Source organism: Ruegeria profundi, assembly GCF_049800715.1.
GTDB lineage: Bacteria > Pseudomonadota > Alphaproteobacteria > Rhodobacterales > Rhodobacteraceae > Ruegeria > Ruegeria profundi_A.
On sequence record NZ_JBNAFO010000011.1, the window covers coordinates 1 to 24,648 of the forward strand.

Sequence of the window (24,648 nt, forward strand, 5' to 3'; positions counted from 1 at the left end):
CCCATCACCATAGTGAAGGGCAGCGCGCCGATGATCATCGCGTTGCGCAGAGCGTCCATCGGGTTGTTCTCACCCGCTGCAAGGATCAGCGCGCCGATCACCGCCAACAGGATCAGACCCCAGATGATGCGGTGCTTGATGCCCGTCTCCTGGCTGCCGCCCGACATGATCGTGTTCATCACCAGGATGCCCGAATCCGCCGAGGTCACCAGGAAGGTCATGATCAGCACAACGCACATCACGTTCAGCATCGACAACAGACCACCGTCGATCATGTAGGACAGCGTCACGAACAGCTTGTTGGTGTTCGAGGCCCCGATGATCGCGCCTCCGGCTTCACCGGCCAGTTCCAGATCGATCGCGGTGCCGCCCAGAACCGTCATCCATGCAAAGCAGACCAGCGCCGGTGCGAAGACACAGCCCAGGATGAACTCACGCACGGTGCGACCCTTCGAGATGCGCGCCAGGAACAGGCCAACAAAGGGCGAGAACGCAATCCACCAGGCCCAGTAGAACGTGGTCCAGCCTGCCTGCCAGCCAAACTGACGACCCTGCTCACCGGCGGCATAGGCCGCGGCCAGAGTGGCCTCGTCGAGTTCCGCTGCCGCGCCTTCCAGGCCGCTCTTGAAGCCGTCATAGCTGCCCCAGGCATTGGTCGCGCCACCCATCAGGGCATCCGCATGGGCCTGAGCCTCGGCCGGTAGAGCCGCTGCAAACGCCTCGGCCGAGAGCGGGCCGTAGGCGCCAAAGCTCAGCGACAGGAAGTGCAGGATGTAGTCCACCAGCGCGGTGCCATAGGTGGTCATCGCAAAGACGAACGAGCCGAAGACGACAAATGTGCCCAGCAGGATGATCGACAGCACCAAGTTCAGGTTCGACAGGTACTTAACACCCCGTCCAACACCCGACACGGCCGAGATGATCGACAGGCCCATGATCACCAGCAGACCTGCAATCAGGCCAACCTTCGACGGGGCCGGAACTTCACCATTGAGGTCCATGATCCACTCCATCCCGGTGATCGCATAGACACCGTCGATGAACTGGCTGACGCCATAGCCGATGGTGACCGACACACCCAGGATCGTTGCCACAACGCCCAGAACGTCGACCACATGGCCCAGGAAGCCGTTCATCAGCTTGCCGAACAGCGGCGTCAGCGCCGAGCGGATGGTCAGCGGCATGTTGCGCGTATAGGCGTAATAGGCCAGCGACAGGCCGGTCACCACGTAGATCGCCCAGGCGTGGAAGCCGTAGTGCAGATAGGTGTAGCGATAGGCCGACTGGACCGCCTCGGGCTCATTGCCTGGGACGTCGCCAGCGACAACCACGGGGTTCGAGCCCCACAGGCCCAGAGGCTCGGCGGTGGCGAACACCATCAGGCCCACACCCAGACCCGCCCCAAACATCATCGAGAACCATGAGAAATTTGAGAACTCGGGCTTTTCGCCGGGCGTCCCCATCACCCGCTTGCCGGTGGCCGGCAGCAGCGCAACGATGGCCAGAAAGAAGAAAAACAGCCCCACGATGACCACGTAGAAGCTGTTGAAGACCTCCAGAATCTGAGAGTTCCAGCTGCCCAGAGTGCTATTCGCGTTCGCCGGAAAAATCAGCGCCCAAAGCACAAGGGCTACCATCACACCCTTACTGATCAGCGCAATCGGAACGCTGTTATTCTCATAAAAACCACTATCCGCGGTCTTAATGTCCAAATCCGTAAACGGTTCTTTAATCGACATCAATTTCCTCCGTGTTGTCGATTTGATAGGGTGGAAGGCCTTTCTGTTTGCAGGCTCTTCTCTTATGTTTTTGCGGTGATCGCACCGGTCGGTCAGGCGCGCGGCTTTAAATCCTGACCCACTCAGGTTCTGTCGCGCCTTGAATTTTTCCTTGTGATTTCGATGTTAAACGGACACCGAAAAGGCGTCTTTGGTTATGTGGGTTGGTTGGGAAGGCTAGACACTCTTTGCGTGTGTGGTGCTCCGGATTCCGACCTTTTCGGTCGCAATGACGACGGATTCTGTGAGCCTCATCGCCAAAAAGGGGCGTTTTGACTGATCGAATTCGTCGAAAACGACATAGTGGCACGTCACACTCAGCGTATGCGAGTGCTAGTTTGGCGGCATTACCCAACGGGACGCTGTTCAGGGCGCCGCCTGCGCTTATAGTCTTTGCCAATACACTCTGGTCGTCTTGAAGAGGGGTGAGGGCGTGGATCACCAGGTTGATATGCTGATCGTCGGGGCCGGATTTTCCGGGCTGACCATGGCGCTTGAGGCGCGCAAACGTGGCCTCCGCAACATTGCCATTCTGGAAAAGGCTGGTGATGTCGGCGGGACATGGCGCGAGAATACCTATCCCGGTGTTGCCTGCGATATCCCCTCGCACCTCTATTCGATGGCCACGCACCTAAACCCGAACTGGAGCCGCGCCTATGCGGCAGGGGCCGAGATTCAGGTTTATTTGCAGGATGTTGCGCGCCAGGAAGGCCTCTACAACCTCTGTCATTTTCAGCAGGAGTTGAAGTCGGCCAAATGGGATGGCGCGCGCTGGCAGGTCGAAACGCAGTCTGGGCAGATCTGGTCGGCGCGGTTTCTGGTCTCGGCCATCGGTGCGTTGCATCATCCCAGTATTCCGGACATTGCAGGGGCCGACAGTTTTCCGGGCCCGACGTTTCATTCTGCGCAATGGGATCACAACGTCTCGGTCGCGGGTAGGCGCGTAGCAGTGGTCGGAACGGGTGCCTCGGCGGTGCAATTCGTACCAGAGATCGCCAAAACGGCCCGCCATGTCACGATTTTCCAACGCAGCGCGCCTTATGTTCTGCCGCGTCCTGACGGCCCGATCGCGCCTTGGGTTCGCAGGCTTTACGCGCGGATTCCTTTGTTGCCGCGACTGCGGCGCAAGCTGATCTTCGCGATCTTCGAGTATCGCCATCGGGTGTTCCGCGGTGAAACGCGAATGGTGCAATATGCCATGAAGTTGTGGCGAAAAGAGCTTGAACGCGCGATCTCAGACCCTGCCGAAATCGAGAAGCTGACGCCAGATTACCGGATTGGCTGCAAGCGGATCCTCAGTTCGAACGATTGGTATCCGGCGCTTGCGCGCGACAATGTCGACGTCATATCGCAAGCAGTCCGTTCGATTGAAAGAGACAGGATCATCGCAGCCGATGGTAGCGAAACACAGGCTGATATCCTGATCTGGGGCACCGGGTTTCATGTCACTGATATGGTCGAACGCCTCGACATCACTGGGACAGGTGGGCAGACATTGCGCAATGCATGGGTGAGGGGGATGCAGGCCAATCTGGGCACTGCCATCGCAGGATTTCCGAATTTCTTCATACTGCTCGGGCCTCATACGGGCCTCGGCCACAACTCGGTCGTGCTGATGATTGAGGCTCAGGTCGGCCATATCGGCCGTGTTCTGGACGGGATGCAAAGCCAAGGGCTGGAGGCGGTTGTTCCCGACCCCGCACGGCAAGCCGCGTTTACCAAGGAAATGCAGGACCGTCACGCCGACAGTGTCTGGCAGGTCGGAGGGTGTTCGTCGTGGTATCAGGATGCCGAAGGGCGCAACACGACTCTGTGGCCCGGAACAGTTGCGGAATTCCAAAAACGCATGGCACAATCCGGGTTAGAGCAATACGCCCCGGTTCCCGCCGCAGGCAGCGAGGTTTGATATGACGACGCTTCTTATTCTATTGGCCATCTTCGCGGTGTTTCTGCTGGCGATGAACCTGTGGACTCGCAGCCTGATGCGTGAGGGGCTGAAAACCGTTCCGCAGATGGGGCAAATCCTTCCGGTGCGCGGCGGGCGTATTCATTACGTGGAAAAAGGCGACCCGAACGCGCAAACCATCGTGATGATCCACGGGCTGGCGGGTCAATTGCAGCACTATACCTACGCACTGGTCGACAAACTGGCCGAGCAGTACCACGTCATCGCCCTTGATCGACCGGGATGCGGGTATTCCATACGCGACAGCGCAGATCTGGCCCGACTGTCAGAGCAGGCGCGGATGATTGCCGAGTTTCTTGCGGCAAAAGAGGTCTCCGGCGCGATTCTTGTTGGGCATTCACTGGGCGGAGCGGTGTCGCTCGCGATGGCGCTGGACTTTCCCGAAAGGGTAGGCGGGCTGGCGCTGCTTGCCCCGTTGACCCAAAAACTGCCGGGAACGCCAGCGGTTTTCAAACCGTTGGAGATTCGCACGCAATGGCTGCGACGCTTGATTGGCAACACGCTGGCCGTTCCCATCGCAGCAAAAACCGCACCGCATACATTGGGCGCAGTGTTCGACCCGGAAACGCCGCCTTCGGATTTTCTGGATCGCGCGGGAGGCGCCCTTGGCCTGCGCCCCTCGGCCTTTGTCACGGCGTCCGAGGATGTGATCGGCGTTGATCTCAGCATCTCCGAGCAAGTCGCCCGCTATGATGCGCTTCGGACACCGGGTGCCATCCTCTATGGCACCGAGGATGCAATCCTGTCGGCCCCTCACCACGGCCCTCCGATGGAGCGCTTTGGGCTGGGATACGAGGTGATTGACGGGGCAGGGCACATGATCCTGATCACCGAGCCTGACCGCTGCGCCGCTTTCATCGCCGGTGTCGCCTCTGGCATTGTGGCGAGCGCCGCTATTCCGCATGAGGGGCAGCCGACGAACTGAAAGAATCCGTAAGTTGGGGGTGTTTTCCCTCTTGACCCTCCCTGACCGCTCCCTTAAATCGCCTCTCACTCATGGCGGAGTAGCTCAGTTGGTTAGAGCAGCGGAATCATAATCCGCGTGTCGGGGGTTCAAGTCCCTCCTCCGCTACCAAATACCTCTCTCAATACATTGTTGGTAATCAGGTATTTTTCGAGTTCCCTTGAACCTACTATTTTTTACGCACACCGCGCTCTAGGTTTAGCTTCGGAGCGATTGTTACTTAGTCGATTGTTTTTCTTCATCCAAAGCTGCCCAATTTCGCCGAATGTTTGCATCTTTGCGAGTCGGTTGCCTCGAATGCGCTTCTACTTAAGTGACACAATACTGATCTTAAGTAGTCTCCGCAGATCCTAAGGTAATTGCTGTGACCGAACCCCGTTCGCTTGGCCGACGGGCATATTGGGGGCCTCTCCGGCTATTGTGGGCTTTCCCTATTCGTGACTTGGTGGAGCAAATGGCCGCTGTAAATCCACTGAATTTAGTGGGACAGGACCTTGCTGGACGGGCCGGTATTTCCCCGTACCAGTCAGCCTTTAAAACTCAGATTTCGCGATGCAAAAAGGTGCTACATGGGGTCTGCGTCAAAGTGCGAATGTGTATTGAGTTTCCACTTTTTCGCCCACAAGTCCGCAAATTCCTTCATTAGTTCCGGCCTATCTTCAAGCAAAGCCATGAGTTGACAAGCGGCCCACATCGCCGCGTAGCCGTCGGCGTCTTCGCTTTCTAACTGAAATGCGTTCATTGCAGCGGTGTAAGGGGTTGAGGGCGCGTGCATCTGCCAAACGGTTCCTTCAAGTCAATAAAAAAGAAAACCCTGACAAGAAACCAACGGCAACCCAAACTGAAGTAGCTGAAAAGGTCAAAGCAAGGTCCAACATCCATTTACCCCCCGAATTTCATTGCGTATCTCGGCCATCAGACTTTTCAGGCAAGGATTCATACAGGAGTATTAAAGAACACGGTTGAACACGCAGAAAACAGGCCGTTAACATTCGGTTCACGAATGGAGATCCGCAACCCAGCCGGGTCTGACGTCGCATCACCCTTGAGGCGATCCTGAGCGGCCCATTGTTTAGTGTGCAGCCTAATCTGACTGGTCCAAGTTGATTGATAGTGCATCATCGGCCTGTGATTCATCGCTACGATGGTTTCGGGCGCTAGCGGACGATAGCCCAAATTCACTTTGGGGGCGTTTTGTGTTGTAGTGTCTCCTTCATTGTTCGATCAGGATTTGTGCGTTGCGCAGGTTGTAAAGATTTCGCCGTTGAGTAGCTCGTCCCTGACACGGCCATTGAAGCTTTCGCAGTATCCGTTCCGCCATGGGCTCCCAAATTCAACGTAAGCCGTCCGGGCACCGAGGTCAGCAAAGGTGACAGTGCCAGGCCTGAATTCGAACTCACAGGATCTAAGTTCCGAGGGATCTTAGTGCCCTTGTTTGTCTATCCCGAGACTGGCGCTTGGCGATATCGGTGTCGAAAACAGGTCAAAGGAACCCCGCCGCGGACGCAGCAGCAAGCGCGACCAAAATTTTTTCTAGACGGCCCACTTTTTTATCTGAATCCTCTTGAACCCTGCCAGCAACAATCGTAGACAGCCGCTCACCGATGGGGTGTAGCCAAGTGGTAAGGCAGCGGTTTTTGGTACCGTGTATCGTAGGTTCGAATCCTACCACCCCAGCCATATTCCTCACCAAAAACTATTTCCGTTTGGTCCAAGCCAATAGGCATGTGCTCCATTTGCGCTGTGTAAACGATAAATCCTTGCGATAGGTTCGACGCAAACAACTTTATTCGGCGAAAAGTTGACTTTGAAGAGCTATGCTCGGATCGCAAAAGCCTCAATTTTCTTCTGCAAGCCGCGGATAGAATGATAGCCAGCTGACTGTTTGCTACCATTCATGTGCTCTGCGACGCTCCGAGTCACCAGTATCTTTTCGTTCAGTTTCTTGCACAGTTCCTGAACGCGACTGGCCACGTTCACAGCCTGACCGACGACGGTGAAATCCAAACGATCAGGGCTGCCGATATTGCCAAAGGTGACGCGACCGAAATCAATGCCGACGACGAACTCGATGGGCTCGTTTCCCTTTTCGGCGGCTGTCTCGTTGTAGTCGCGCAGGTTGGTCAGGGCGAGTTCTGCGGCCTGCACCGCAGATCTGCACGAGGCTTCCGCGTCGTCATCAATGTTGAAAACGGCTAGTATGCCGTCCCCCATGAATTTGAGAACGTCACCGCCCTCTTCCTGGATGGGCGACACAACCATCTCGAAATACTCACCCATCATGGCAAGCAAATCGCCCTCGGACCAGGTTGAGGCCTTTTGGGTAAAGCCGCGCAGATCCGCAAACAGGATTGCGGCAGAAACTGTTCTGTGTTCTCCGCGCTTTATGTGCCCCTGATCAATTTCTTCGGCGGGGCCGTGCCCCAGATAGGTCCGAAGAAGGCTCTTTTGCGATTGGCGCATCGCAATGGGTTCCAAAGCTGCGGCAAGTGCGTATCGCGTGTCTTCGATGTAGCGGATATGCGCGTCTGAAAACCCAGTACCTGCGTTTGAGGTAAAGCTGGTGCCCTGAACCGAGCCGTTGCCGTGCTCCAGCGGGATGGCCAGAAAGTCGGTGGCGCCTGCTTCAGCCAGCTCGGCATAGACCGGATGTTCCTCCAGAACGTCAAGATCAGTCAGGCGTTTGCGTAGTGGGCGCCGCTGGGTGACAACATATTCGAACGGGCTGCCGTGCCACGCACTGGTCGACAAAACCGTGGTCGGCACGGTGTAGCGGCGGGTCTCCTCGGGTGTCCAGATAATCCCCCACGCGCTGAGCAAGGGGTTTGAGTAATTCTGCGCGATCCTTGCGCGGGTCAAGGGCACGCCAAGCGCGGTCAACCCTTCACAATACCCTTTGACGATAAGCCTCTCGTCGCCCAGCAGGCGACCACCGGAAATCAACCAGTGGTTCAGGTGATCAGTCTCGGCCATCGTGGTCTCACACCCTTGTTCCGCGCTGATAGTTTACCTGTCATTGGACGTTAGAGAACCCGCGCCGGCTGAAAAACATGTGTTTTCTGTCCGGCGCAGGATAGGTCGACCTCAGCTTACCGCCGCTGCCAGTGACGGGTCGTCTTCCAATTGTTTGAGCAAACGGGCCTGTCTCACCTTGGGGTCCAATTCGGGATCGCTCAAATAGGCCAGCATAAGGGGCACGTTCTCTTCAATCTGCTCTCGAGTTGCCACCGCCATGCCATGGGCCACGAAAGGCCTTAGATACGTCATTCCGGCCAAGTTCGCCGTCTGTTGGAACGGTTTCAGAAACTCGGCTATTGTAAAGTTGTTGTATCCGCCCGCGTGATAGCTGTGCTCGGGACCTCCGGTCGAAACAAGGATAAGGAACTCACGTCCTTTCAATTTGTCACCGCCCGGCCCATAGGCGAAGCCATAGTTCAACACCTGATCCATCCAGGCTTTCATCACCGGGGGTGCAGAATACCAGTAGAATGGAAACTGGAACACGATCCGGTCATGGGCCAGCAAGAGGGCTTGTTCGGCTTCGATGTCAAAGCGCAACTCACCGTCGCCAATGGCGGTCAGATCGCGGGTTGTCACGTCGGCGGCTTCTGAAAGTGCATCAAACCAGGCGCGGTTGATGCGCGATTTGTTCAGGTCGGGGTGAGCGGTGAGGACAAGGGTTTTCATGTAACTGCCTCTTGCAGGAGTGTTGCGGAGTAATGGGTGATCAGCGGGCGGCCATCAGGTCGGGTTTCAAAGCGCCAGTCTTCCTGAACGCGGGCTTCAATGTGGTCCCCCGCAATGGTCGTCGCGCGAAACAGAACTTCGAACTGGGCTGCGCCGGGCGTGATTGTGATCTTGCTAACGTGGTGCTCTGTTGGACGTTTCAAGGTTTCAAGCACGCCACGATACCAGGCCCGCACGCGATCATGCCCGCTGAGTGTGGTATCGATATCAGGCATGTCCCAGTCCACATCTGGGTGGAGGTCAGGCAGGAACGCGTCGATCGGATCCAGCCTGTCTAACCGGGCAAACCAGTCGGCGATGAAACCGCGGATTTCGGGGTAATTGGTCACTTGAATCACCTGTTGATGGTTTACTTGGCCAGTCGCTCAGGGACCGGAGCCAACGAGTATTGGGACCAGAAAAACGTGTTTGCCGCGTCCTGATCGGCGGACAGGTTGGTTGCCTCGACGATCTTGCCATTCTCGATCCGATAGACGAGCGCCCAGGTCGTATCGACATTTGGTTTGCCATCGGCGTTCGACCAGCCACGGTGGATATCAACCACATGGGTCTCGTCGGCCCCGAAATAGATGGGTTCTGCCTGAAAACCAGCGGTGCCCAGTTGTTCGAAAAAGGCTAGCACTTCGTCCCGACCGGTCTTGGTGCCGGACAAGGGATGGCGGCCCGGGATGTGCCATTTGACGTTCTCGTCCATCACGGCTGCGATACCGTCCAGATCACTGGCGCCATAGGCGGCGAAGAACTCCTGTACGACCTTGATATTGTCTTCTGGGGATGCGGCCATGGCGGTCTCTCCTGTGATCAGAGCAGCGGTGAGGGCAGCAACTTTGGTCAGAGTGTTCATCTTGTGTCCTCCTGAATACGATGACACGAAGATAATAATCCCGGTAGTGCGTGATAATTCACCCTGTTGGCACTTCTTTCATGTATGATATCGAATAATAAGAATGTTCGGGAACTCTATGCGCCTGCCACTTGCCACGCTTGAAATCTTTACCGCCATCGCGCGCCACGGATCGCTGCGTGCTGCGGCCGAAGGTCTGGGCATCAAGCCATCGACCGTTAGCCATCAATTGAAAGCGTTGGAAGACCAGTTGGGCACCGCGCTTTTCATTCGGACAACGCGCTCGATCAGCCTGACCGAGTCCGGGCGCGCCCTGATCCGCGGCGCGGGGCCTGCCTTTGATCAACTCTCCGAGGCCGTGGAAAGCGCGCGTAGCACCGGTCACGCCGCGCGGGGCACGTTGAAACTGGCGATGCCGGAATTTGCCTACCACCTTTACGTGGGTCCGATCCTCAAGAGTTTTTGCGCCGCGTATCCCGAGATCGAGTTGGAACTGTCGTTGACGGATGCGCTTTCAGACATATTGGGCGAGGAGTTGCATGCTGGATTCCGTCTGGGGGATCGTGTGGCGCAGGACATGGTGGCGGTGCGGTTGACGCCGCCGCTTCCGGTGACCGTCGTCGCCAGCCCGGATTACCTGGCGGCTCGGGGCATCCCGGAAACGCCGCGTGATCTGCTGGGGCACACTTGTATACGCTATAGGTTCCAATCCTCGGGCCAGATTGCCCCGTGGAGTTTTCAATCGGGTGAGGAGGAATATGCCGTCGATGTGCAGGGCAATCTGATCGCGAACGCCCTTCCTGCAACCGTCGATCTGGCGAAAAGAGGGTTAGGGTTGGCCTATACCTTCAGGGCTTATGTTGCCCCACTGATTGATACCGGAGTATTGACACCAGTTCTTGAGGACCATCTGGGCCCCACCCCCAGTATTTTCATGTATTTCCCACGCGAGTATAAATCCATGATGCCCCTGAGGCTGTTCATCGACCACATAAAGCGCCAAAAAAGCGTTTGACCCTGCGCGCGCAGAACCCACATATCGAGCATTGCAAGCCGGAGCCGCCCATTGCCCCTAAGATACGCAGATATCTACCCGTCAGAACCGTTGCTGAACAGTGATGCGATGCAGCGCCCTTCGGCGGCTGGTTTGATGTCCGTGCGGTATTTTCGGGCCGAACCTGATCGGATGCCGGAAGAGGTATTTTCGGAACACCACGTCCTTCTGAACCTTCAGGAACAAGGGCATCGTGTGCAAAACTGGCGGGACGGCACGCTACGGGATTTCACCTTTTGCAAAGACGAAGTCATCGTGACCCCGGCAGGGATGCGGTCGGGGTGGCGATGGTACGGGCAGTCCGACGTGATCGTGATCACCTTGCATCCGGACAAGGTCCAGCGCTTTGCTCAGTCGGAACTCGGTATGCTTCTGGCGCCGGAGCAGTTTCACGATCAGCCGCAGTTTTCTGATCCTGACCTATGCGCTGCGGGCGTCATTTTACGCGATGCGCTTGCGACCGATGATATGTCCTCGGCGGTGATGTTCGAAGCCATGAGCCGGGTATTTCTAGTCAAGCTGCTGCAGAAATACGGCAAACGCCGCGCTGAAGAAGTTGAGTTATCTGCTCGCTTTACCTCTCAGCACTATCAACGGGTGCTGGCCTACGTGCAGGACCGTTTGGACCAAACGATCACGGTCGATCAACTGGCCTCTGAGGCGGGCATGAGCCCCTCGCATTTTGCGCGGGTTTTCAAGGAAACGCTGGGCTCGACCCCCATGCAATATGTCATGGCCTACCGGGTCGAACAGGCGATGAAGATGATCGAAGACCCTGCGCGCCCTCTGGGCGATATTGCCTTGGCCTGTGGCTTCTCGGATCAGGCGCATTTCACGCGTAGTTTCAAACAGGTGGTAGGGCAGACCCCGCGCGCGTTTCGCGCGGCGAATGCCGTCTAAAGCAGAATCTTTCAAAAACGCGGCAGTCCGGTGCAAGTATCACTGCCGTCGACAGCGTATCTCAGGTGTCATCGGGCTTGTGCCCATCCAGACAGATTTTGGGAGATATCGTTATGAACACCCTCGCTCTGAACACCGCCGCAGCGCTTATGGCATCAACGGCTGCCGTCGCGCAGGTTGAAACCCGCACCGTTACCTTCGAGAACGAAGGCGCTATGCTGTCCGGCACGCTGTACCTGCCGGAAGAGCGCGGATCTGAACCGCTACCCACCGTCGTTGTGACCGGGGCCTGGACCTCGGTTCAGGAACAAATGCCTGCGAATTATGCCCGAGAAATGGCCGAGCGCGGTTTTGCCGCCTTCACCTTTGATTTCCGCGGTTGGGGCAAATCGGGTGATCTGCCGAACAACGTGCGCTTCGTTGAAAGCCCCGAGGCCAAGACATCGGACATCAAAGCGGCCATCGCATTCGTCGCGACCCTGCCCGAAGTGGACGCCGAGCACATCAACGGTCTGGGGATTTGCGCCTCGGCTGGGTACATGGTCGATGCGGTCTCCGGCAATCCGCTGGTTCAGCGGCTCGGTCTGGTTGCACCTTGGTTGCAGAATGAAGAGATCGTCGAGGCGGTCTATGGCGGCGCAGAAGGTGTCGCCGGGCTGATCGAGGTGTCTCACGCTGCCGAGGCCGCTGGTGGCCAGATCATTCCTGCCGCAGGGCCCGAGGGTGCCGAGGGCGTGCTGATGCCGATCGGCGGATACTACTATGAGGCCGACCGAGGCGGGATACCGGAATATGACGACAAGTGGAACAATGCGGGCTGGGAAGGCTGGCTGACCTATCACCCCGCCGACAATCCGCAGCGTTTGGATAAGCCGCTGGCAATTGTGCACTCGGAAAGCGCAGCGATCCCACAGGGCGTGCAGACCTTCCTTACCGGTTTCGCAGGCGACGCGACAGCTCAATGGTTGGAGGATGTCACGCAGTTCGACTTCTACGACAACCCCGAGGATGTCACCCGCGCGGCCGATACCGTCGCTGACCATTTTCGCGCCGGTTCGAACAACTAAGCCCTGTTAGGACGCCGAGCAATCGTTTGGCGTCCACCCTCATCCATTCGGAGCATTCTCATGCGTAGAAAACTCACATCGACCCTTACGGCCGTCTCAATGATCGGAACCGCAGCGTTTGCCGAGCAGCAAGCCGATATCTCGACCGCAATCACCGATATCGCGGCAGGTGCTGATCGCCACGACTGGACCCGCGTGCGCAGCGCGTTTTCCGATACAGTCACGACGGATTACACCAGCCTCTGGGGCGGAGACCCGGTCACACAATCCGCCGACGAGCTTGTGGCTGGATGGTCCGCCTTTCTTCCTGGTTTCGACGCGACGCACCACATGGTGACCAATCACACTGTAACCTCTCTGTCCGATCAATCCGCCACGGCACAGGCCGATTTCACCGCAACCCATCGTCTTGATGACGCCTTGTGGGTGCTGGGTGGTCGCTATGACTATGAGCTTGAGAAATCAGACGACCGCTGGCTTGTCACATCAATGACCATGACGGCAATCTGGGAATCCGGTGACCGTGGGCTTGTGGCTCTTGCCAGCCAGCGCGCTGCCGAGGCGAATTGAAGGAGGGATCATGACCAGTCAGCGTATCGCACTCGTGACCGGCGCCAACCGCGGTATTGGCAAAGAAGTGTCGCGCCAATTGGCCCGGGACCATGGGATGAAGGTTCTGATGGGTGCGCGCGATCTGGCAAAAGGGCAGGCTGCCGCGGATGAGATCGGATATGGGGCGGAAGCCTTGCAACTGGATGTCTCTAGTCCGGACTCTGTCGCGGCCGCCTTCTTCTTGATGGTTGAATCGGCCTATGGCCGCCTTGATGTTTTGGTGAACAACGCTGGTGTGGACTACGACACCGACCAACAGGTCCACCTCGCCGATTTGGACCGAGTGCGTCGCGCGTTCGATACGAACCTTTTCGGCCCTTGGGAGACCACGATTGCGGCGGTGCCACTGTTAAAACGAGGAACAGATGCCCGGATCGTCAACGTGTCGTCTGGGGCGGGGTCGCTGATCAGCATGTCCGCCGGAACGCCCGGTTATGGCGTGTCCAAAGCGGCTCTGAACGCGCTGACCCTCAAGACCGCTGCCGCCTTGAAACCTCAGGGCATTCTCGTGAACGCCGTGTGTCCCGGCTGGGTTGCCACGGATATGGGCGGCGGGGGGCGTCCGATTTCCGAGGGTGCCAGGGGCGTTGTCTGGGCAGCGACCTTACCGAAAGGTGGCCCGACCGGAGGGTTCTTTCGCGATGGCGTCGCAATTGATTGGTAGGTTCAGCCGGGCGTCATGAAATCAATCAGCTTCCTGACCCGCGCGGGCAACAGGCGGCGGCTGGGATAGACGGCGAACATGTCCCGCGTCATTGGTTGGGCATCCGTGACCTCAAGCCGTTGCAGTTCGCCGTTTACCATATCTGAAGGCAGCATCGCGACACCCAGGTTGCGACGGGCGGCCTGCGCAATGACATCAAGGTCGGTCAAACTGTGGGCGATGTGCTTCGGGTGCAGTGTTTCCCCGCTCTCCAGCGCCCAGGGTTGACCCGCATTCAAGGCAGGCAAAGCAAGAAAGTCTGGTCTGGATACCGACCTGTCCAGCCCACGCTCTCGAATGAAGCCCTGTCCTGCGCAAAAGCAGTAGGGAACTGACCAAAGCCGTTTCGCGACAAGGCTGGAATCCGTCAAGGGGCCGAGGCGGAAGGCCAGATCGATATTGTCGCGAAAGAAGTCCAGCATGACATTGGTTGTGGTCATCTCAAACGCCACATCCGGATTTCGTGTCGCAAAATCCAACAACCGAGGTCCAATGGTCGTGCGCGCGGCCAGCGGGGGCGCTGTGATGCGGATGCTCTGGCGCCTCGTGTCGTCCGTAAAACCTGCGATACCTTGCAGAGCCTCGATCGGGTCCTGACATTGATCCAGAAGGCGGCGGCCTTCTTCCGTCAGGCGCACCTGCCGCGTCGTTCGCTCAAACAGTTTGGTGCCAAGATGGTCCTCTAACTCTGCAATCCTGCGGCTGACACGGCTGAGCGGTATCCCCAGACGCTCCGCAGCTTTGGAAAAGCTGAGATGGTTTGCGACGACTGTAAACAGGGCAAGGTCGTTGTAGATCATTATTCTATTTTTGGGATTATTTCTCCTGATATCAACTATTATCATCCAGCGACGTGGCCTCTACCTTCCGCGCAACAGAAGGAGACAGCTCATGCCTTTCGCTATTGAAATCACCCAGACCGGCAAACCAGATGTTTTGCGCGAAACCAACCGTGCGACCCCGACCCCCAATGCCGGGGAAATCCTGATCCGCAACAAGGCCGGGGCGGTCAACTTCATCGACACGATCATCCGTCGCGGTGAAATGCTCGAGGGGATGATGCCCGAGCTACCTCATGTACCTGGGGTCGAGGGGGCCGGAGTGGTTGAGGCGCTGGGCGAGGGGGTCGAAGGATTCTCTGTCGGGGACCGCGTGGCGTGGATGGGGCCGATCGGAGCCGGTGGATACAGCACTCAGTCGGTGATTGGTGCTCCGTACGTTACCCGGCTGGCCGATACTGTCGAGTTCGAAACCGCAGCCGCAATCCCCGTCAATGGCATGACCGCCTACCACATGCTGGTCAATCTGGGCGGCGCGGCAGCTGGTAAATCCGTTCTGGTTCACGCCGCAGCCGGGGGTGTTGGCACCATGGCGCTACACATTGCCAAGCATCTGGGCATGACGGTGATCGCTTCGACCAGTACCGACAAGGTTGGATATGCGAAAGATCAAGGTGCCGATCACGTCATCGACTATCGCACCGAGGATGTCACCGAGCGGGTGATGGACCTCACCGTAGGGCGCGGCGTGGATCTGACGCTGAACCCGATCTCGGGTGAAACCCTCAAATCAGACCTCGACGCTCTGGCACCCTTGGGCACTGCAGTTCTGTTCGGGTTCCTTGCCGGTCCGCCCGCAGGTAATTTTGCCGAGGATTTGGCGAAGCACTTCCAGAAGTCGATTTCGGTCCGGGTTAGCGACATATACACTTATTTCGTCAACCGCCCCGATCAGTTCAGCGCAGATATGGCCACGGTGTTTGAATTGTTGCAAGCGGGTGTTCTGCGCCCGCAGGTGAGCATCCTACCCATTGCCCAAGCCGCCGAGGCGCACCGTCGTTTGGAAGCCGGTGAAACCACCGGCAAACTGGTTCTAAGCATAGAGTGATCGAGCCCGGCAAGAACGAGGCACGGAAAGGCGTTTGGATCTAATTGAGAAAGACCTTTAGCCCCACATAGGGCCCTTGCTGCGTGACATCATAGGCGAACGGGCCGGTTGACGTTGAATCACTGTAGTCGACACTGAAATATCGATAGCCAAAGGTAATCGCGGTTCGATCCCACGGCTGATAGTCAAAGCCGATATTTGCGCCGACTTGCAGATCGTTGCCTCCGGCTCCGAACCCGCCAAGTTCCAGCGATGCGATGGTGGTCCACCGGTCGTTGAGACGCCACATGCCCCGGGCACCCACAACGGGCTCAATCCAGCCTTCGTCACCGCCTTGGGTGGGCGGGTTCGTCGGCCCCGGAGTCGTGAACCTGATTTCCTGCCGGATCGAGTTGTAGCGAATGCCGCCTTGCAGGTCGACGGTGTATCGCTGGTTGTTGGCACCATAGGTCCCATCCGCCACGCGATAGGCACCCATGACCGCAAACCATTTTTGGCGCACATCTACATCCACTGCAGTTGCGGCGGGGCCGGGGAGAGTGGTGTCCTCTCCGATGCCGACGTAATTGGCGTCAACGATGATCCCAAAGTCTCCGTTCCAGGCCTCATACCGCCCGGCCGCTGCGAAATCGAGAACATCCAGCACGTCGCCAAGATCGAGGTCGATATCGGCTGAAACGCCCGAGACGGTTGACGTTCCATGTGTACGGAGCGGGGTGAACAGGTAAAAGCCAAGAGTGTGTCGCCAGCCCTCTTCGGTCTGACCCGGTGCCGGCAGGGACTGAGCGTATGCTGCGCTCGACAGTAAACAGGACAGGGTCGTGACGCCTGCGATCGCAGCAGTGGATCTGATTGCCATTGGTGAATCTCCTTACTTTCAAATTGCGCGACGACCTTGCTGCAAGGCGTCAGTTTCCGGACATACGATCATCTGCCAACCGAAGACTGTTTGAGCAGAAAGGCCTCGACAGCGGCTTCAGTTTCGGGGCGAAGATTTTCGATGCCTTCGTAAGGCACGCCACGGGCAGGTTCGATGTCTGGGTATTTTTCCTTGCGTTTCAGATGGCGCCCCAGAATACGGACAAATTCTTGCCCGCCCCAAGCCCCAACCTCGGTTGAAACCGGGTATTTCTCATGCGTGTCGCGGTAGACATCGAAGAAATCGGCTAGAATCGCGCTCTCCCCGGCTCCGGGAATGCGCAGCTTTAGTTGATCTTTGATGACCGCGCGGGGGGTGTGGACGGAATAGACGATCAGGTGGTCGCGCCGTCCTTTTGTTTCACCCAAGAGCAGCAGCGAGGATTGGTCGACACCGTCCACCAGCCGATCCCGAGGAATGCCGCTTTCGGCCCCGGCGAACCGCGCGAGCGTGGTATAGAGATCCGAGACGTGGACGATATCTCCGACGATGCCGTCGGCCTCTATCATACCGGGCCAGCGGATGAAGCTGTCGACCCGAATGCCGCCCTCGGACACATCACCTTTGCCACCGGCGAAAACCATCGGGGTAAACCCTGATTGCGGCGAATACTTGGTGAAATGGCCGTTGTCGCCCATCACAATGACAATGGTGTTGTCGGCCAGGCCAAGCGCCTCCATCTCGTTGAAGATATCGCCCAGCCAGCTGTCGAGCTGCTGCATCTTGTCGACATAGAGCCCTCCGTTCGGCGATTGCGGCCCCGAACGACCTGCGCGCGTGTTATCCAGCGGAATGAGTGGCCAATATTGCAGGAAGAAAGGCGCGTCCCCGCCAGCCAGCTCGCGCATTTTTTCAAGCGTCTGATCCTGATAGCGCTGGTTCATTTCGTCATATTTTTCGGCGGTCCAGCGCTCGCCCGCGGTCATGTCAACTTCGCGCGCAAGACCACCGCGTTCAGCTTCAAGACCGGTGACCATAGCGGCGGGGTCGGGGCGAAAGAAGTCGTCGAGTACGAAACGGTCATCGAAATCCGCTATCCCGACCGAGACCTGTTCCTTGATCGCATCATCGTTATAGATTGTCAGTTGGCCCTGCTGGTGAACCGGGAACCCCGCCCAATCGAAGCCTTGGTTATGGGGCCAGGCCTCGGGGATGTCGCCCATGTGCCACTTACCCACATGCACCGTCGCATAGCCCGCATCCGACAGAATTTCGGCCAAGGTGACTTCGTCTGCGGGCAGGCCGAACCCGGCGATATCCACGGTGGTGTCGCCCATGCCCATCCGAACCGGGAGCCGCCCGGTCATCATCGCAACCCGTGTGGGTGTGCAGGAGGGTTCGGTATACATGCGCACCATGCGCATCGCTTCGTCCGAGAAGGCGTTGATATGAGGCGTGGAATACCCGCGCACCGCGTTCAGTTCCGGAATACCCAGATCGCCAAAGCCGATATCGTCAATCAGGATATTGATGATGTTGGGTGGCTTGCCGTCGTTCGAGCTTCGGAAGTCTTCGAGCAACTGGTCAACCTCGGCATTGTCCGCAGCCCATTGTTCGGCATTCTGCGCTTCGAGGATGTAGTACTCGGCATCATGGATGATCGGCGCTTCCTGAGCGGTTGAGATCGTGGCCGATAGACAGAACAGCACCGACAGGCTGGATAGGGTTTTCATTTCAACAATCCTCATTCGCTTTGGGCGGGGGTCTGGCGGGGGTCAGATGTGGTGTGGGGCGGGCCGGAGCGGTTGATATCCGTTCCGGGGAAGAACTCGACCCAGACATGCCAGAACATGCCCGATCGAAGGGTCTCAACACGGGTCAGTTGGCCGCAATCCGCGTGTCCGAAGAAATCGACATGGGTGATGGGCGCGCCGCTGTCATTGTACCAGACGCCAACGCTTTCATAGATTGGGTCGTAGGACACCACGACGTCACGCCCGCCAACCGTGGCGTTGATCAGTCCTTTATTTTCGGCCAGGAAATCATCGGTCCAGCAAACTGCATCGTCACCGATCGTGATGCCCCAGACATAGGTTTTGTTGGGCAGGCGGTTGTCGCTGTGGCTCATGTTATCCATGACCGGCGCTTCTTCTTGGTGCTGCTTGGCGATGCCCGAGGAGAAAACCGTTTCAGTAAAGGTGTCGAACAACCTGAGAAGCGGGTTCGAGGAGGGCTTGTTCAAAAAGACCTCACCATCTGGATAGGCCTTTTGAAATCCCCGAAAGCTCATCCGAAAGGTGGGCCATGGCTGCATTGCCGCTGTTCTCGAGGCGTCGCTGTCGAAGCGGCCATAGATCTGCTGGATCGGCTCTCCGGTGGTGTTGTCGCGCAGTATCAGGTTGTTGCCGTGCTGGGCCATCACCTCAAGATCCAGACGTTTGCCGTGGATCTCGGGTTTGTAGGCCTGACCCAGATTGGCCATGGCGCAATAGGTCATAACGATGTCATCGCCGCCCAACCCCTTATCGTTTCCGGCCAGATGAGGGCGCATCAGCTGGGCGTCGGAGTGCGCCCGCGCGTGGCCGTTGTTTTCAATCACTAGAACACTGGCGGATGGGTTGATGAATTGCTGCGCCTCAGAAATCGGATAGTAGCGGGCGGTGTTTTGCTGGTTGCGCAGACCGATATGGACCCAAACCCATGGAAACACGAACAGGAATATGATCACCAGTGTCACCGCGGGTACGCCGAGGAAAAACAGCCAGCCCGGACCGCCACCAAGAAAATGCCCGACAAGCATCAGCACAAGCCCGGCGAATCCCGCGGCAAGATAGGTGTTCTCATTCCGGATAAAGCGGATCATGTTGTTGCGCTTGACCTTCAGCACCATCTGGCTGACGTCACCGAGATCACGGAAATACATGAACCCGATGGTCAACGACACGAGGAGCCCGACGTAGAAGAGAAGATTGGCCAACATTTGAATCGCCTTTTTGCGTCTTGATTAGCCCTCGGGTGGGGTCGAATGGGAGGAAAGGTAAGTTTTGATTTCGTCCTCAAGCCCTCGGAGGCTGTCGATAAGATCAGAATTTCTTGGGTCACTTGCATCGCAGGGTAGAAGAGCTGCCAAGCTTTCAAAGTCAGCGCAGATTTGCGCAAAGACCGTGTCTGAGCTGCGCAGGCGCCGGATGTCATTCGCCTGATCAGGAAAGTGTATCGACAAGCAAGCCATCATAAGCCTCACGGTGTCTGAACCCAGTTGTGCCCCCGCGATGAGGTCCGTTCCCCTCCTTTGCTAATCATTCTGTCCGAAATTCATTTACACATTCAGGTATCTTAACGTATGTTACGGGGTAACATGTTATTTTTCAAAGACTTGAAGCCAGCCAGCGGTTAACGAAAGCGATGTCAGACGCCAGCGTAAAGTCAGATCCGGCCCAAAAAACTCTCTCGGATGAAGACATTCAGCGGGCATTGAAGGCGGTCCTGGACAGTCCGGAATTCGATGGGGCCGAGCGACTGCAGTCTTTCCTCAGCTACGTTGTCGAAAAGCTTCTGGCGGGCCAGTCCGAGGATATCCGCGCCAAGTCGATCGCCGAGGATGTCTACGGAAGGGCGCTGGATTCCGGGGGCGACCCAATGGCCGTCGTGCGTGTCGATGCGGGGCGCATGCGTCGGCGATTGGCGAGCTTCTATTCGAACTCCGGCAAGGATCAGAGGCTGCGCATCCATGTAGATCCGGGCGGCTATGTGCCTCGGTTTGAGGTTTTGGACATCGACATACCGTCTGGTCGAGTGCGTCCCTCAAAGATGGTCTGGGTCTCAGTAGCGGTTTTGGCTGCGTTGGCGGTCGCGGGCGGCGCGATGCTATTCTTCCGATCACCCCAGTCATCGCCCAGCCCGGTCGCGGTCTCTGTGTATGCCAATCAGGAACAAGCCATCAGAGAGGCGCTGTTCTCGACAAACCCGACCAAGCTACAAGCCGTTAATCTGGCGACTGAGGCGCGCCTGCTGATGTTCCCGGTTCTGGACCGCGACAGGCTGCAAGCCGTGCGCGGCATGTTCGAACGCGCCATGGCGCTTGATGAGACATATTTCGGCGGCTACGCCGGTTCGGCGCAGGCGATCAGCATCCTTGCCTTAACAACCCCGCCAGGAGCTGAAAAACAGGCGCTTTTGGCCCTTGCTAAAACCCGCGCGCAGCGGGCACTAGAACTGGCGCCAGACGAAGGTTGGAGCCATTCCGCCCTTGCCCTGGCTTCATTTTGCTCGCGCGAGCATGAGGCAGCACTTGCGCAGTCCACGCGCGCAACGCGGCTTGCCCCTGATGATATCCACGTCACAAACTTTGATGCTCTGTTCGCTTTGTTTGGCGGGGATTTTCAGCGCGCTATAGCGTCCGCCAATCGGGCGCAGGGTGCTAATACGACCAACGGAAGATTTCCCTATCGCAGCGTGTTGGCTTCATCCAGCTATCACTTAGGGGACTATCAGGCGTCCGTAGACCAGTTCAACGAAGCGGTCAGGCTGGGTGACCCGGTCAGCGCGATCTCGATCGGTTATCTGGCGGCAAGCTATCAACGGCTCGGAGACGATGAGCGCGCGCGGGCTACAATCCTGTTGTTGGATGAAGCCTGGCCGGGCTACCCTCTGGCGGCGCTGTTTCGGACTTTGTTTGCCGATCCGGATCACGCAGAAGACATCATCGGCGCTCTCAACGAAATATCTGCTTTGCCAACTGACTAGGGGCTGGGAAAAAGGGGCTATTCCCGGATTTCCGACGGATCGACGCCCCAGAGGTTGGCTTTCAGCGTCCACCCCTTGTAGCCCCCCGCCGAAATGCGACACCAGTCCAGCGAGCAAGCGCCAAGACGGGCGACCACTCCGGTTTCGAAATGCGCGTTGACGGTCGAGTTCGGATCGGGTCGGGCATAAACGGGCAGCATCTCGGATTCGATCAGCACCGTGCGCACGCCGGACAGCAGGGCGTAGTGAACCCAACCTCCGGCCCCGTCGCGATCCTGTACCTTGCGCCAGTTGCCGTATTCCGCAGTGATTTGCAGTGGCATACCGCGCCGCTTGAAGACCCAATCGATTCGGTGGGTCAGGGACGGACCGCGGCGCACATTGCCTTCGGCAGCCTTCATCGAGACATAGCGCGGAAGGGGCAGGTTGGTGACCGGGCCGCGCACGTCTTGGGCTGCGACCGGCGCAGAGCCGAACGCAATAAGATACGCGGATAGGATCGCCAAACAAAGGCGTTTCACCGGTAGAAGACCACTCACTGACTGCCTGCTCTTGTGCCTGTTGATCTGCTTTCGAAAAAAGGTCGACTCAATGCCTTTGGGGTTCTTGTGCCCCGCCTTATCCTGCGCCACGATGCCATGACGCAAGCGCGTTTGCAAAGCAGTGGGAGGGCGGAAGTGCCAAGAGAACGTCTGAGTGTTGTTGTTACGCGACGGTTGCCAGAAGTAGTGGAAACGCGACTGAGCGAGCTGTTTGATGTTCGCCTTCGCGACGATGACACCCCCATGACCCGTGAGGAACTGGTCGCCGCTGTGCAAGAGGCCGACGTGCTGGTGCCTACGGTGACCGACACAATCGACGGTGGTCTGTTGGGGCAAGCTGGTGAAAAGCTGCGCTTGATAGCCAATTACGGGGCAGGGGTCGACAATATCGACGTCTCAACCGCGCGTCAGCGTGGCATCCTGGTCTCGAACACTCCGGGTGTTCTGACCGATGATACGGCCGACATGACCATGGCGCTGATTCTGGCGGTGACGCGTCGTTTCCCTGAAGGCGTGGCGCTGATGCAGCAAGGCGATTGGTCCGGTTGGGCTCCGACGGCTTTGCTGGGCGGTCGGATCGGAGGGCGACGTCTGGGTATTCTGGGCATGGGTCGGATCGGTCAGGCCGTCGCGCGCCGTGCCAGTGCATTCGGGATGCAGGTCCACTACAACAACCGTCGTCGGTTGCGCCCCGAGATTGAACAGGATCTTGAGGCCACCTACTGGGAAAGCCTCGATCAGATGGTGGCACGGATGGATGTCATCTCTGTTCACTGCCCCTCGACTCCTTCAACGTTCCACCTGCTGAACGCGCGCCGTTTGAAGCTGCTGAAGCCCTCGGCTGTGGTCGTGAACACTTCGCGTGGTGAGGTGATCGACGAAAATGCGATGACGCGGCTGATCCGGTCCGGCGATATCGCGGGCGCCGGGTTGGATGTGTATGAACACGGCACGCAGGTGAACCCACGCCTTCGTAAGCTGCCCAACGTGGTGCTGCTGCCCCATATGGGATCGGCCACGCTGGAGGGGCGGATCGAGATGGGTGAGAAAGTTATTATCAATATCAAGACCTTCGAGGATGGGCACAGACCACCGGATCAGGTGGTCCCATCCATGCTGTAACCTTTTCCAGGAGCATATTATGCGTATCAATCGGATTTCAGGATTACTTCTGTCTGTCGTTGCCTTTACCGCTCCGGGCTTTGCCCAGGAAACAGCGGACTCCGTGGCCCCTGAAGGCGCGAGCGAAGGTCAAGTTCAAGCTCTGACCGATGAGTTGATCGCGGCGCTTGAGGCCAAAACAAGCGGCGTGCCCGTAAAGTCCGAGAATTGGATGGTCGCTGCGGCCAACCCTCTGGCGGTTGAGGCCGGGGCAAAAATCCTGCGCACCGGTGGATCGGCGGCGGACGCCATGGTCGCGGTGCAGGTTGTTCTGGGATTGGTCGAGCCGCAATCCTCGGGCCTTGGGGGTGGGGCGTTTCTGGTCTGGTATGACGCCGCCACCGGACAGCTTACAACACTGGACGGGCGCGAAACGGCCCCATTGGACGCGACGCCGACCCTGTTTCAGGATGAAAACGGCGAGCCCTTGCAATTCTTTGATGCCGTCGTCGGAGGGTTGTCCGTTGGCACGCCCGGAACGCCTGCCTTGCTGGAGGAAGCGCACCGCCGTTGGGGCCGTTCGCCGTGGCCCGGGCTGTTCACCGATGGTATCCGGCTGGCGGATGACGGGTTTCTGGTCTCGCCTCGTCTGGCCAGTCTGGTCGCCAACGACGCCGAGCGTCTTTCGCGTTTCCCTGCAACGGCTGCGTATTTCCTGCCTGAAGGTGAGCCACTGCAACAGGGCCAACGTCTGATGAACCCGGCCTATGCGGATACACTGCGGGCACTGGCCGAGGACGGTGCCGCCGGGTTCTACGGCGGACAAATCGCATCAGATATCGTGCGGACCGTCCGCACCGCGCCGGGCAATCCGGGCGTATTGTCTGGCACCGATCTGGCCCTGTATCAGGTCATTGAACGCGATCCGGTCTGTGCGGCTTACCGCGTCTACGAGGTCTGCGGGATGGGTCCGCCCTCGTCCGGGGCGCTGACCGTTGGGCAGATTCTGGGTATGCTGAACAGCTATGATCTGGCCGAAGTGGGCCCAGAAAGCATGGAGGCATGGCGCCTGATCGGCGAAGCCTCACGCCTCGCCTTTGCGGATCGTGGGCGGTACATGGCGGACAGCGATTTCGTACCGATGCCGACCACCGGGCTGGTCGACCCGGACTATCTGGCGCAGCGTGCGGAGCTTTTGAATGCCGAGGGCGCACTGATCGAGGTCTCCCCGGGCAATCCCGAGTTTGATCATGCGATGAACTGGGCTGATGACGAGTCATTGGAGCTGCCTTCGACGTCGCATATCTCGATCGTCGACAGTTACGGCAATGTCTTGTCAATGACGACGACGATTGAAAACGGCTTTGGTTCGCGTCTGATGACGAACGGATTTTTGCTGAACAACGAATTGACGGATTTTTCGTTCCGCACCCATCGCGACGGAGTGCCCATCGCGAACCGTTTGGAACCCGGCAAGCGCCCGCGTTCGTCCATGAGCCCGACCATCGTCATGCAGGACGGCGCGCCGGTTCTGGCCATCGGGTCCCCCGGAGGCAGCCGTATCATTGGCTACGTTGCCAAATCGATCATCGCTTGGGCGGATTGGGGCATGGATGTGCAGCAGGCGATCTCGCTGCCGCATCTGGTCAACCGGTTCGGGACCTATGATGTCGAGGTGGACACTGCAGCCGAAGGCTACGCGGACGCGCTGATCGAAATCGGGTTCGAGGTAAACCCCCGCGATCTGACCTCGGGCCTGCATGCGATTGAGATCGGTGAAACTCTCAGCGGTGGGGTGGACCATCGGCGCGAAGGGATCGCGCTGGGAGAATAAAATCTAGGTCTTGCCCGGCTCGGGCGGGCCTTTTCGACACATTG

Annotated in this window: 21 protein-coding genes, 2 tRNA genes and 1 pseudogene; 13 read left to right on the top strand and 11 right to left on the bottom strand. The window is 58.1% G+C overall.

What is annotated here, in order from left to right; genetic code table 11:
* Positions 1-1,739, bottom strand: a 1,739-nt coding sequence (locus tag ACP15L_RS16870) for a BCCT family transporter (RefSeq protein WP_425085060.1), incomplete at its 3' end; no start/stop codon positions are given.
* A gap of 472 nt (positions 1,740-2,211) precedes the next feature.
* Here ACP15L_RS16870 and ACP15L_RS16875 point away from each other — a divergent pair.
* The 3 genes from ACP15L_RS16875 to ACP15L_RS16885 all read left to right on the top strand — a co-directional run bounded on the left by ACP15L_RS16875 (position 2,212) and on the right by ACP15L_RS16885 (position 4,819).
* Positions 2,212-3,684, top strand: coding sequence for a flavin-containing monooxygenase (locus ACP15L_RS16875; RefSeq protein WP_425085061.1), 1,473 nt, complete (start codon positions 2,212-2,214; stop codon positions 3,682-3,684).
* Position 3,685: 1 nt separating this feature from the next.
* The gene (locus tag ACP15L_RS16880; protein WP_425085062.1) at positions 3,686-4,669 is read left to right on the top strand and encodes an alpha/beta fold hydrolase; all 984 of its coding nucleotides are present in this window, start codon (positions 3,686-3,688) and stop codon (positions 4,667-4,669) included.
* Between the two features lie 73 nt (positions 4,670-4,742).
* A tRNA-Met gene (locus ACP15L_RS16885) sits at positions 4,743-4,819 on the top strand.
* Positions 4,820-5,848: 1,029 nt separating this feature from the next.
* On the opposite strand, the pseudogene ACP15L_RS16890 reads toward ACP15L_RS16885, so the two are convergent.
* Positions 5,849-6,073, bottom strand: a pseudogene (locus ACP15L_RS16890) (integrase core domain-containing protein); the annotation flags it as partial.
* A 240-nt stretch (positions 6,074-6,313) separates the two neighbouring features.
* Here ACP15L_RS16890 and ACP15L_RS16895 point away from each other — a divergent pair.
* Positions 6,314-6,388 (top strand) — tRNA-Gln (locus tag ACP15L_RS16895).
* A gap of 135 nt (positions 6,389-6,523) precedes the next feature.
* Here the strand turns inward: ACP15L_RS16895 and ACP15L_RS16900 are convergent.
* The 4 genes from ACP15L_RS16900 to ACP15L_RS16915 form a co-directional block, all read right to left on the bottom strand.
* The gene (locus ACP15L_RS16900; protein ID WP_425085063.1) at positions 6,524-7,681 is read right to left on the bottom strand and encodes an adenylate/guanylate cyclase domain-containing protein; all 1,158 of its coding nucleotides are present in this window, start codon (positions 7,679-7,681) and stop codon (positions 6,524-6,526) included.
* A 111-nt stretch (positions 7,682-7,792) separates the two neighbouring features.
* Positions 7,793-8,395: an NAD(P)H-dependent oxidoreductase gene (locus ACP15L_RS16905; RefSeq protein ID WP_425085064.1), complete on the bottom strand. Its 603-nt coding sequence runs from the start codon at positions 8,393-8,395 to the stop codon at positions 7,793-7,795.
* Positions 8,392-8,784 (bottom strand): nuclear transport factor 2 family protein, encoded by a 393-nt coding sequence (locus tag ACP15L_RS16910; protein WP_425085065.1) that lies wholly within the window; start codon positions 8,782-8,784, stop codon positions 8,392-8,394. The genes ACP15L_RS16905 and ACP15L_RS16910 overlap by 4 nt, the downstream gene beginning before the upstream one ends.
* A gap of 20 nt (positions 8,785-8,804) precedes the next feature.
* Positions 8,805-9,299: a nuclear transport factor 2 family protein gene (locus tag ACP15L_RS16915; RefSeq protein ID WP_425085066.1), complete on the bottom strand. Its 495-nt coding sequence runs from the start codon at positions 9,297-9,299 to the stop codon at positions 8,805-8,807.
* A 118-nt stretch (positions 9,300-9,417) separates the two neighbouring features.
* Between ACP15L_RS16915 and ACP15L_RS16920 the strand changes: the two genes are divergently transcribed.
* The 5 genes from ACP15L_RS16920 to ACP15L_RS16940 all read left to right on the top strand — a co-directional run bounded on the left by ACP15L_RS16920 (position 9,418) and on the right by ACP15L_RS16940 (position 13,596).
* The gene (locus tag ACP15L_RS16920; protein WP_425085067.1) at positions 9,418-10,314 is read left to right on the top strand and encodes a LysR family transcriptional regulator; all 897 of its coding nucleotides are present in this window, start codon (positions 9,418-9,420) and stop codon (positions 10,312-10,314) included.
* 51 nt (positions 10,315-10,365) lie between these two features.
* On the top strand, positions 10,366-11,253 hold the full coding sequence (locus ACP15L_RS16925) for a helix-turn-helix domain-containing protein (RefSeq protein ID WP_425085068.1): 888 nt from the start codon (positions 10,366-10,368) through the stop codon (positions 11,251-11,253).
* A 113-nt stretch (positions 11,254-11,366) separates the two neighbouring features.
* A complete protein-coding gene (locus ACP15L_RS16930) occupies positions 11,367-12,320 on the top strand; it encodes an alpha/beta hydrolase (protein WP_425085069.1) in 954 nt (317 codons plus the stop codon).
* A gap of 60 nt (positions 12,321-12,380) precedes the next feature.
* Positions 12,381-12,890 (top strand): nuclear transport factor 2 family protein, encoded by a 510-nt coding sequence (locus tag ACP15L_RS16935; protein ID WP_425085070.1) that lies wholly within the window; start codon positions 12,381-12,383, stop codon positions 12,888-12,890.
* A gap of 10 nt (positions 12,891-12,900) precedes the next feature.
* Positions 12,901-13,596: an SDR family oxidoreductase gene (locus ACP15L_RS16940; protein WP_425085071.1), complete on the top strand. Its 696-nt coding sequence runs from the start codon at positions 12,901-12,903 to the stop codon at positions 13,594-13,596.
* A 2-nt stretch (positions 13,597-13,598) separates the two neighbouring features.
* Here the strand turns inward: ACP15L_RS16940 and ACP15L_RS16945 are convergent, their stop codons facing one another.
* The gene (locus tag ACP15L_RS16945) at positions 13,599-14,435 is read right to left on the bottom strand and encodes a LysR family transcriptional regulator (RefSeq protein WP_170689200.1); all 837 of its coding nucleotides are present in this window, start codon (positions 14,433-14,435) and stop codon (positions 13,599-13,601) included.
* A 91-nt stretch (positions 14,436-14,526) separates the two neighbouring features.
* Between ACP15L_RS16945 and ACP15L_RS16950 the strand changes: the two genes are divergently transcribed.
* The gene (locus tag ACP15L_RS16950) at positions 14,527-15,522 is read left to right on the top strand and encodes a quinone oxidoreductase family protein (protein WP_425085072.1); all 996 of its coding nucleotides are present in this window, start codon (positions 14,527-14,529) and stop codon (positions 15,520-15,522) included.
* A 40-nt stretch (positions 15,523-15,562) separates the two neighbouring features.
* Here ACP15L_RS16950 and ACP15L_RS16955 read toward each other — a convergent pair whose 3' ends face one another.
* The 3 genes from ACP15L_RS16955 to ACP15L_RS16965 all read right to left on the bottom strand — a co-directional run bounded on the left by ACP15L_RS16955 (position 15,563) and on the right by ACP15L_RS16965 (position 19,361).
* Complete coding sequence (locus ACP15L_RS16955; RefSeq protein WP_425085073.1) at positions 15,563-16,381, bottom strand: hypothetical protein; 819 nt, start codon at positions 16,379-16,381, stop codon at positions 15,563-15,565.
* A 68-nt stretch (positions 16,382-16,449) separates the two neighbouring features.
* Positions 16,450-18,114: a sulfatase-like hydrolase/transferase gene (locus ACP15L_RS16960; RefSeq protein WP_425085074.1), complete on the bottom strand. Its 1,665-nt coding sequence runs from the start codon at positions 18,112-18,114 to the stop codon at positions 16,450-16,452.
* A gap of 11 nt (positions 18,115-18,125) precedes the next feature.
* A complete protein-coding gene (locus ACP15L_RS16965) occupies positions 18,126-19,361 on the bottom strand; it encodes a DUF3179 domain-containing (seleno)protein (RefSeq protein WP_425085075.1) in 1,236 nt (411 codons plus the stop codon).
* Positions 19,362-19,786: 425 nt separating this feature from the next.
* On the opposite strand from ACP15L_RS16965, the gene ACP15L_RS16970 reads away from it, so the two are divergent.
* On the top strand, positions 19,787-21,127 hold the full coding sequence (locus tag ACP15L_RS16970; RefSeq protein ID WP_425085076.1) for a tetratricopeptide repeat protein: 1,341 nt from the start codon (positions 19,787-19,789) through the stop codon (positions 21,125-21,127).
* Positions 21,128-21,144: 17 nt separating this feature from the next.
* On the opposite strand, the gene ACP15L_RS16975 is transcribed toward ACP15L_RS16970, so the two are convergent.
* Complete coding sequence (locus ACP15L_RS16975; RefSeq protein ID WP_425085188.1) at positions 21,145-21,633, bottom strand: SH3 domain-containing protein; 489 nt, start codon at positions 21,631-21,633, stop codon at positions 21,145-21,147.
* A gap of 171 nt (positions 21,634-21,804) precedes the next feature.
* Here ACP15L_RS16975 and ACP15L_RS16980 point away from each other — a divergent pair, with 171 nt between their 5' ends.
* Together ACP15L_RS16980 and ggt are read left to right on the top strand one after the other, a co-directional pair.
* Positions 21,805-22,791 carry a 2-hydroxyacid dehydrogenase gene (locus ACP15L_RS16980; protein ID WP_425085077.1) on the top strand — a complete coding sequence of 329 codons (987 nt, stop codon included), beginning with the start codon at positions 21,805-21,807 and terminating at the stop codon, positions 22,789-22,791.
* A 19-nt stretch (positions 22,792-22,810) separates the two neighbouring features.
* Positions 22,811-24,604, top strand: a complete 1,794-nt coding sequence (gene ggt, locus ACP15L_RS16985) for a gamma-glutamyltransferase (RefSeq protein ID WP_425085078.1) — start codon at positions 22,811-22,813, stop codon at positions 24,602-24,604.
* Positions 24,605-24,648: the final 44 nt, after the last annotated feature.

Coding starts and splice junctions, on each gene's coding strand:
- ggt (WP_425085078.1), top strand. CDS start 22,811: ATGCGTATCAATCGGATTTCAGGATTACTTCTGTCTGTCGTTGCCTTT.
- ACP15L_RS16915 (WP_425085066.1), bottom strand. CDS start 9,299: ATGAACACTCTGACCAAAGTTGCTGCCCTCACCGCTGCTCTGATCACA.
- ACP15L_RS16970 (WP_425085076.1), top strand. CDS start 19,787: ATGTCAGACGCCAGCGTAAAGTCAGATCCGGCCCAAAAAACTCTCTCG.
- ACP15L_RS16900 (WP_425085063.1), bottom strand. CDS start 7,681: ATGGCCGAGACTGATCACCTGAACCACTGGTTGATTTCCGGTGGTCGC.
- ACP15L_RS16920 (WP_425085067.1), top strand. CDS start 9,418: ATGCGCCTGCCACTTGCCACGCTTGAAATCTTTACCGCCATCGCGCGC.
- ACP15L_RS16960 (WP_425085074.1), bottom strand. CDS start 18,114: ATGAAAACCCTATCCAGCCTGTCGGTGCTGTTCTGTCTATCGGCCACG.
- ACP15L_RS16935 (WP_425085070.1), top strand. CDS start 12,381: ATGCGTAGAAAACTCACATCGACCCTTACGGCCGTCTCAATGATCGGA.
- ACP15L_RS16950 (WP_425085072.1), top strand. CDS start 14,527: ATGCCTTTCGCTATTGAAATCACCCAGACCGGCAAACCAGATGTTTTG.
- ACP15L_RS16940 (WP_425085071.1), top strand. CDS start 12,901: ATGACCAGTCAGCGTATCGCACTCGTGACCGGCGCCAACCGCGGTATT.
- ACP15L_RS16945 (WP_170689200.1), bottom strand. CDS start 14,435: ATGATCTACAACGACCTTGCCCTGTTTACAGTCGTCGCAAACCATCTC.
- ACP15L_RS16930 (WP_425085069.1), top strand. CDS start 11,367: ATGAACACCCTCGCTCTGAACACCGCCGCAGCGCTTATGGCATCAACG.
- ACP15L_RS16965 (WP_425085075.1), bottom strand. CDS start 19,361: ATGTTGGCCAATCTTCTCTTCTACGTCGGGCTCCTCGTGTCGTTGACC.
- ACP15L_RS16880 (WP_425085062.1), top strand. CDS start 3,686: ATGACGACGCTTCTTATTCTATTGGCCATCTTCGCGGTGTTTCTGCTG.
- ACP15L_RS16955 (WP_425085073.1), bottom strand. CDS start 16,381: ATGGCAATCAGATCCACTGCTGCGATCGCAGGCGTCACGACCCTGTCC.
- ACP15L_RS16905 (WP_425085064.1), bottom strand. CDS start 8,395: ATGAAAACCCTTGTCCTCACCGCTCACCCCGACCTGAACAAATCGCGC.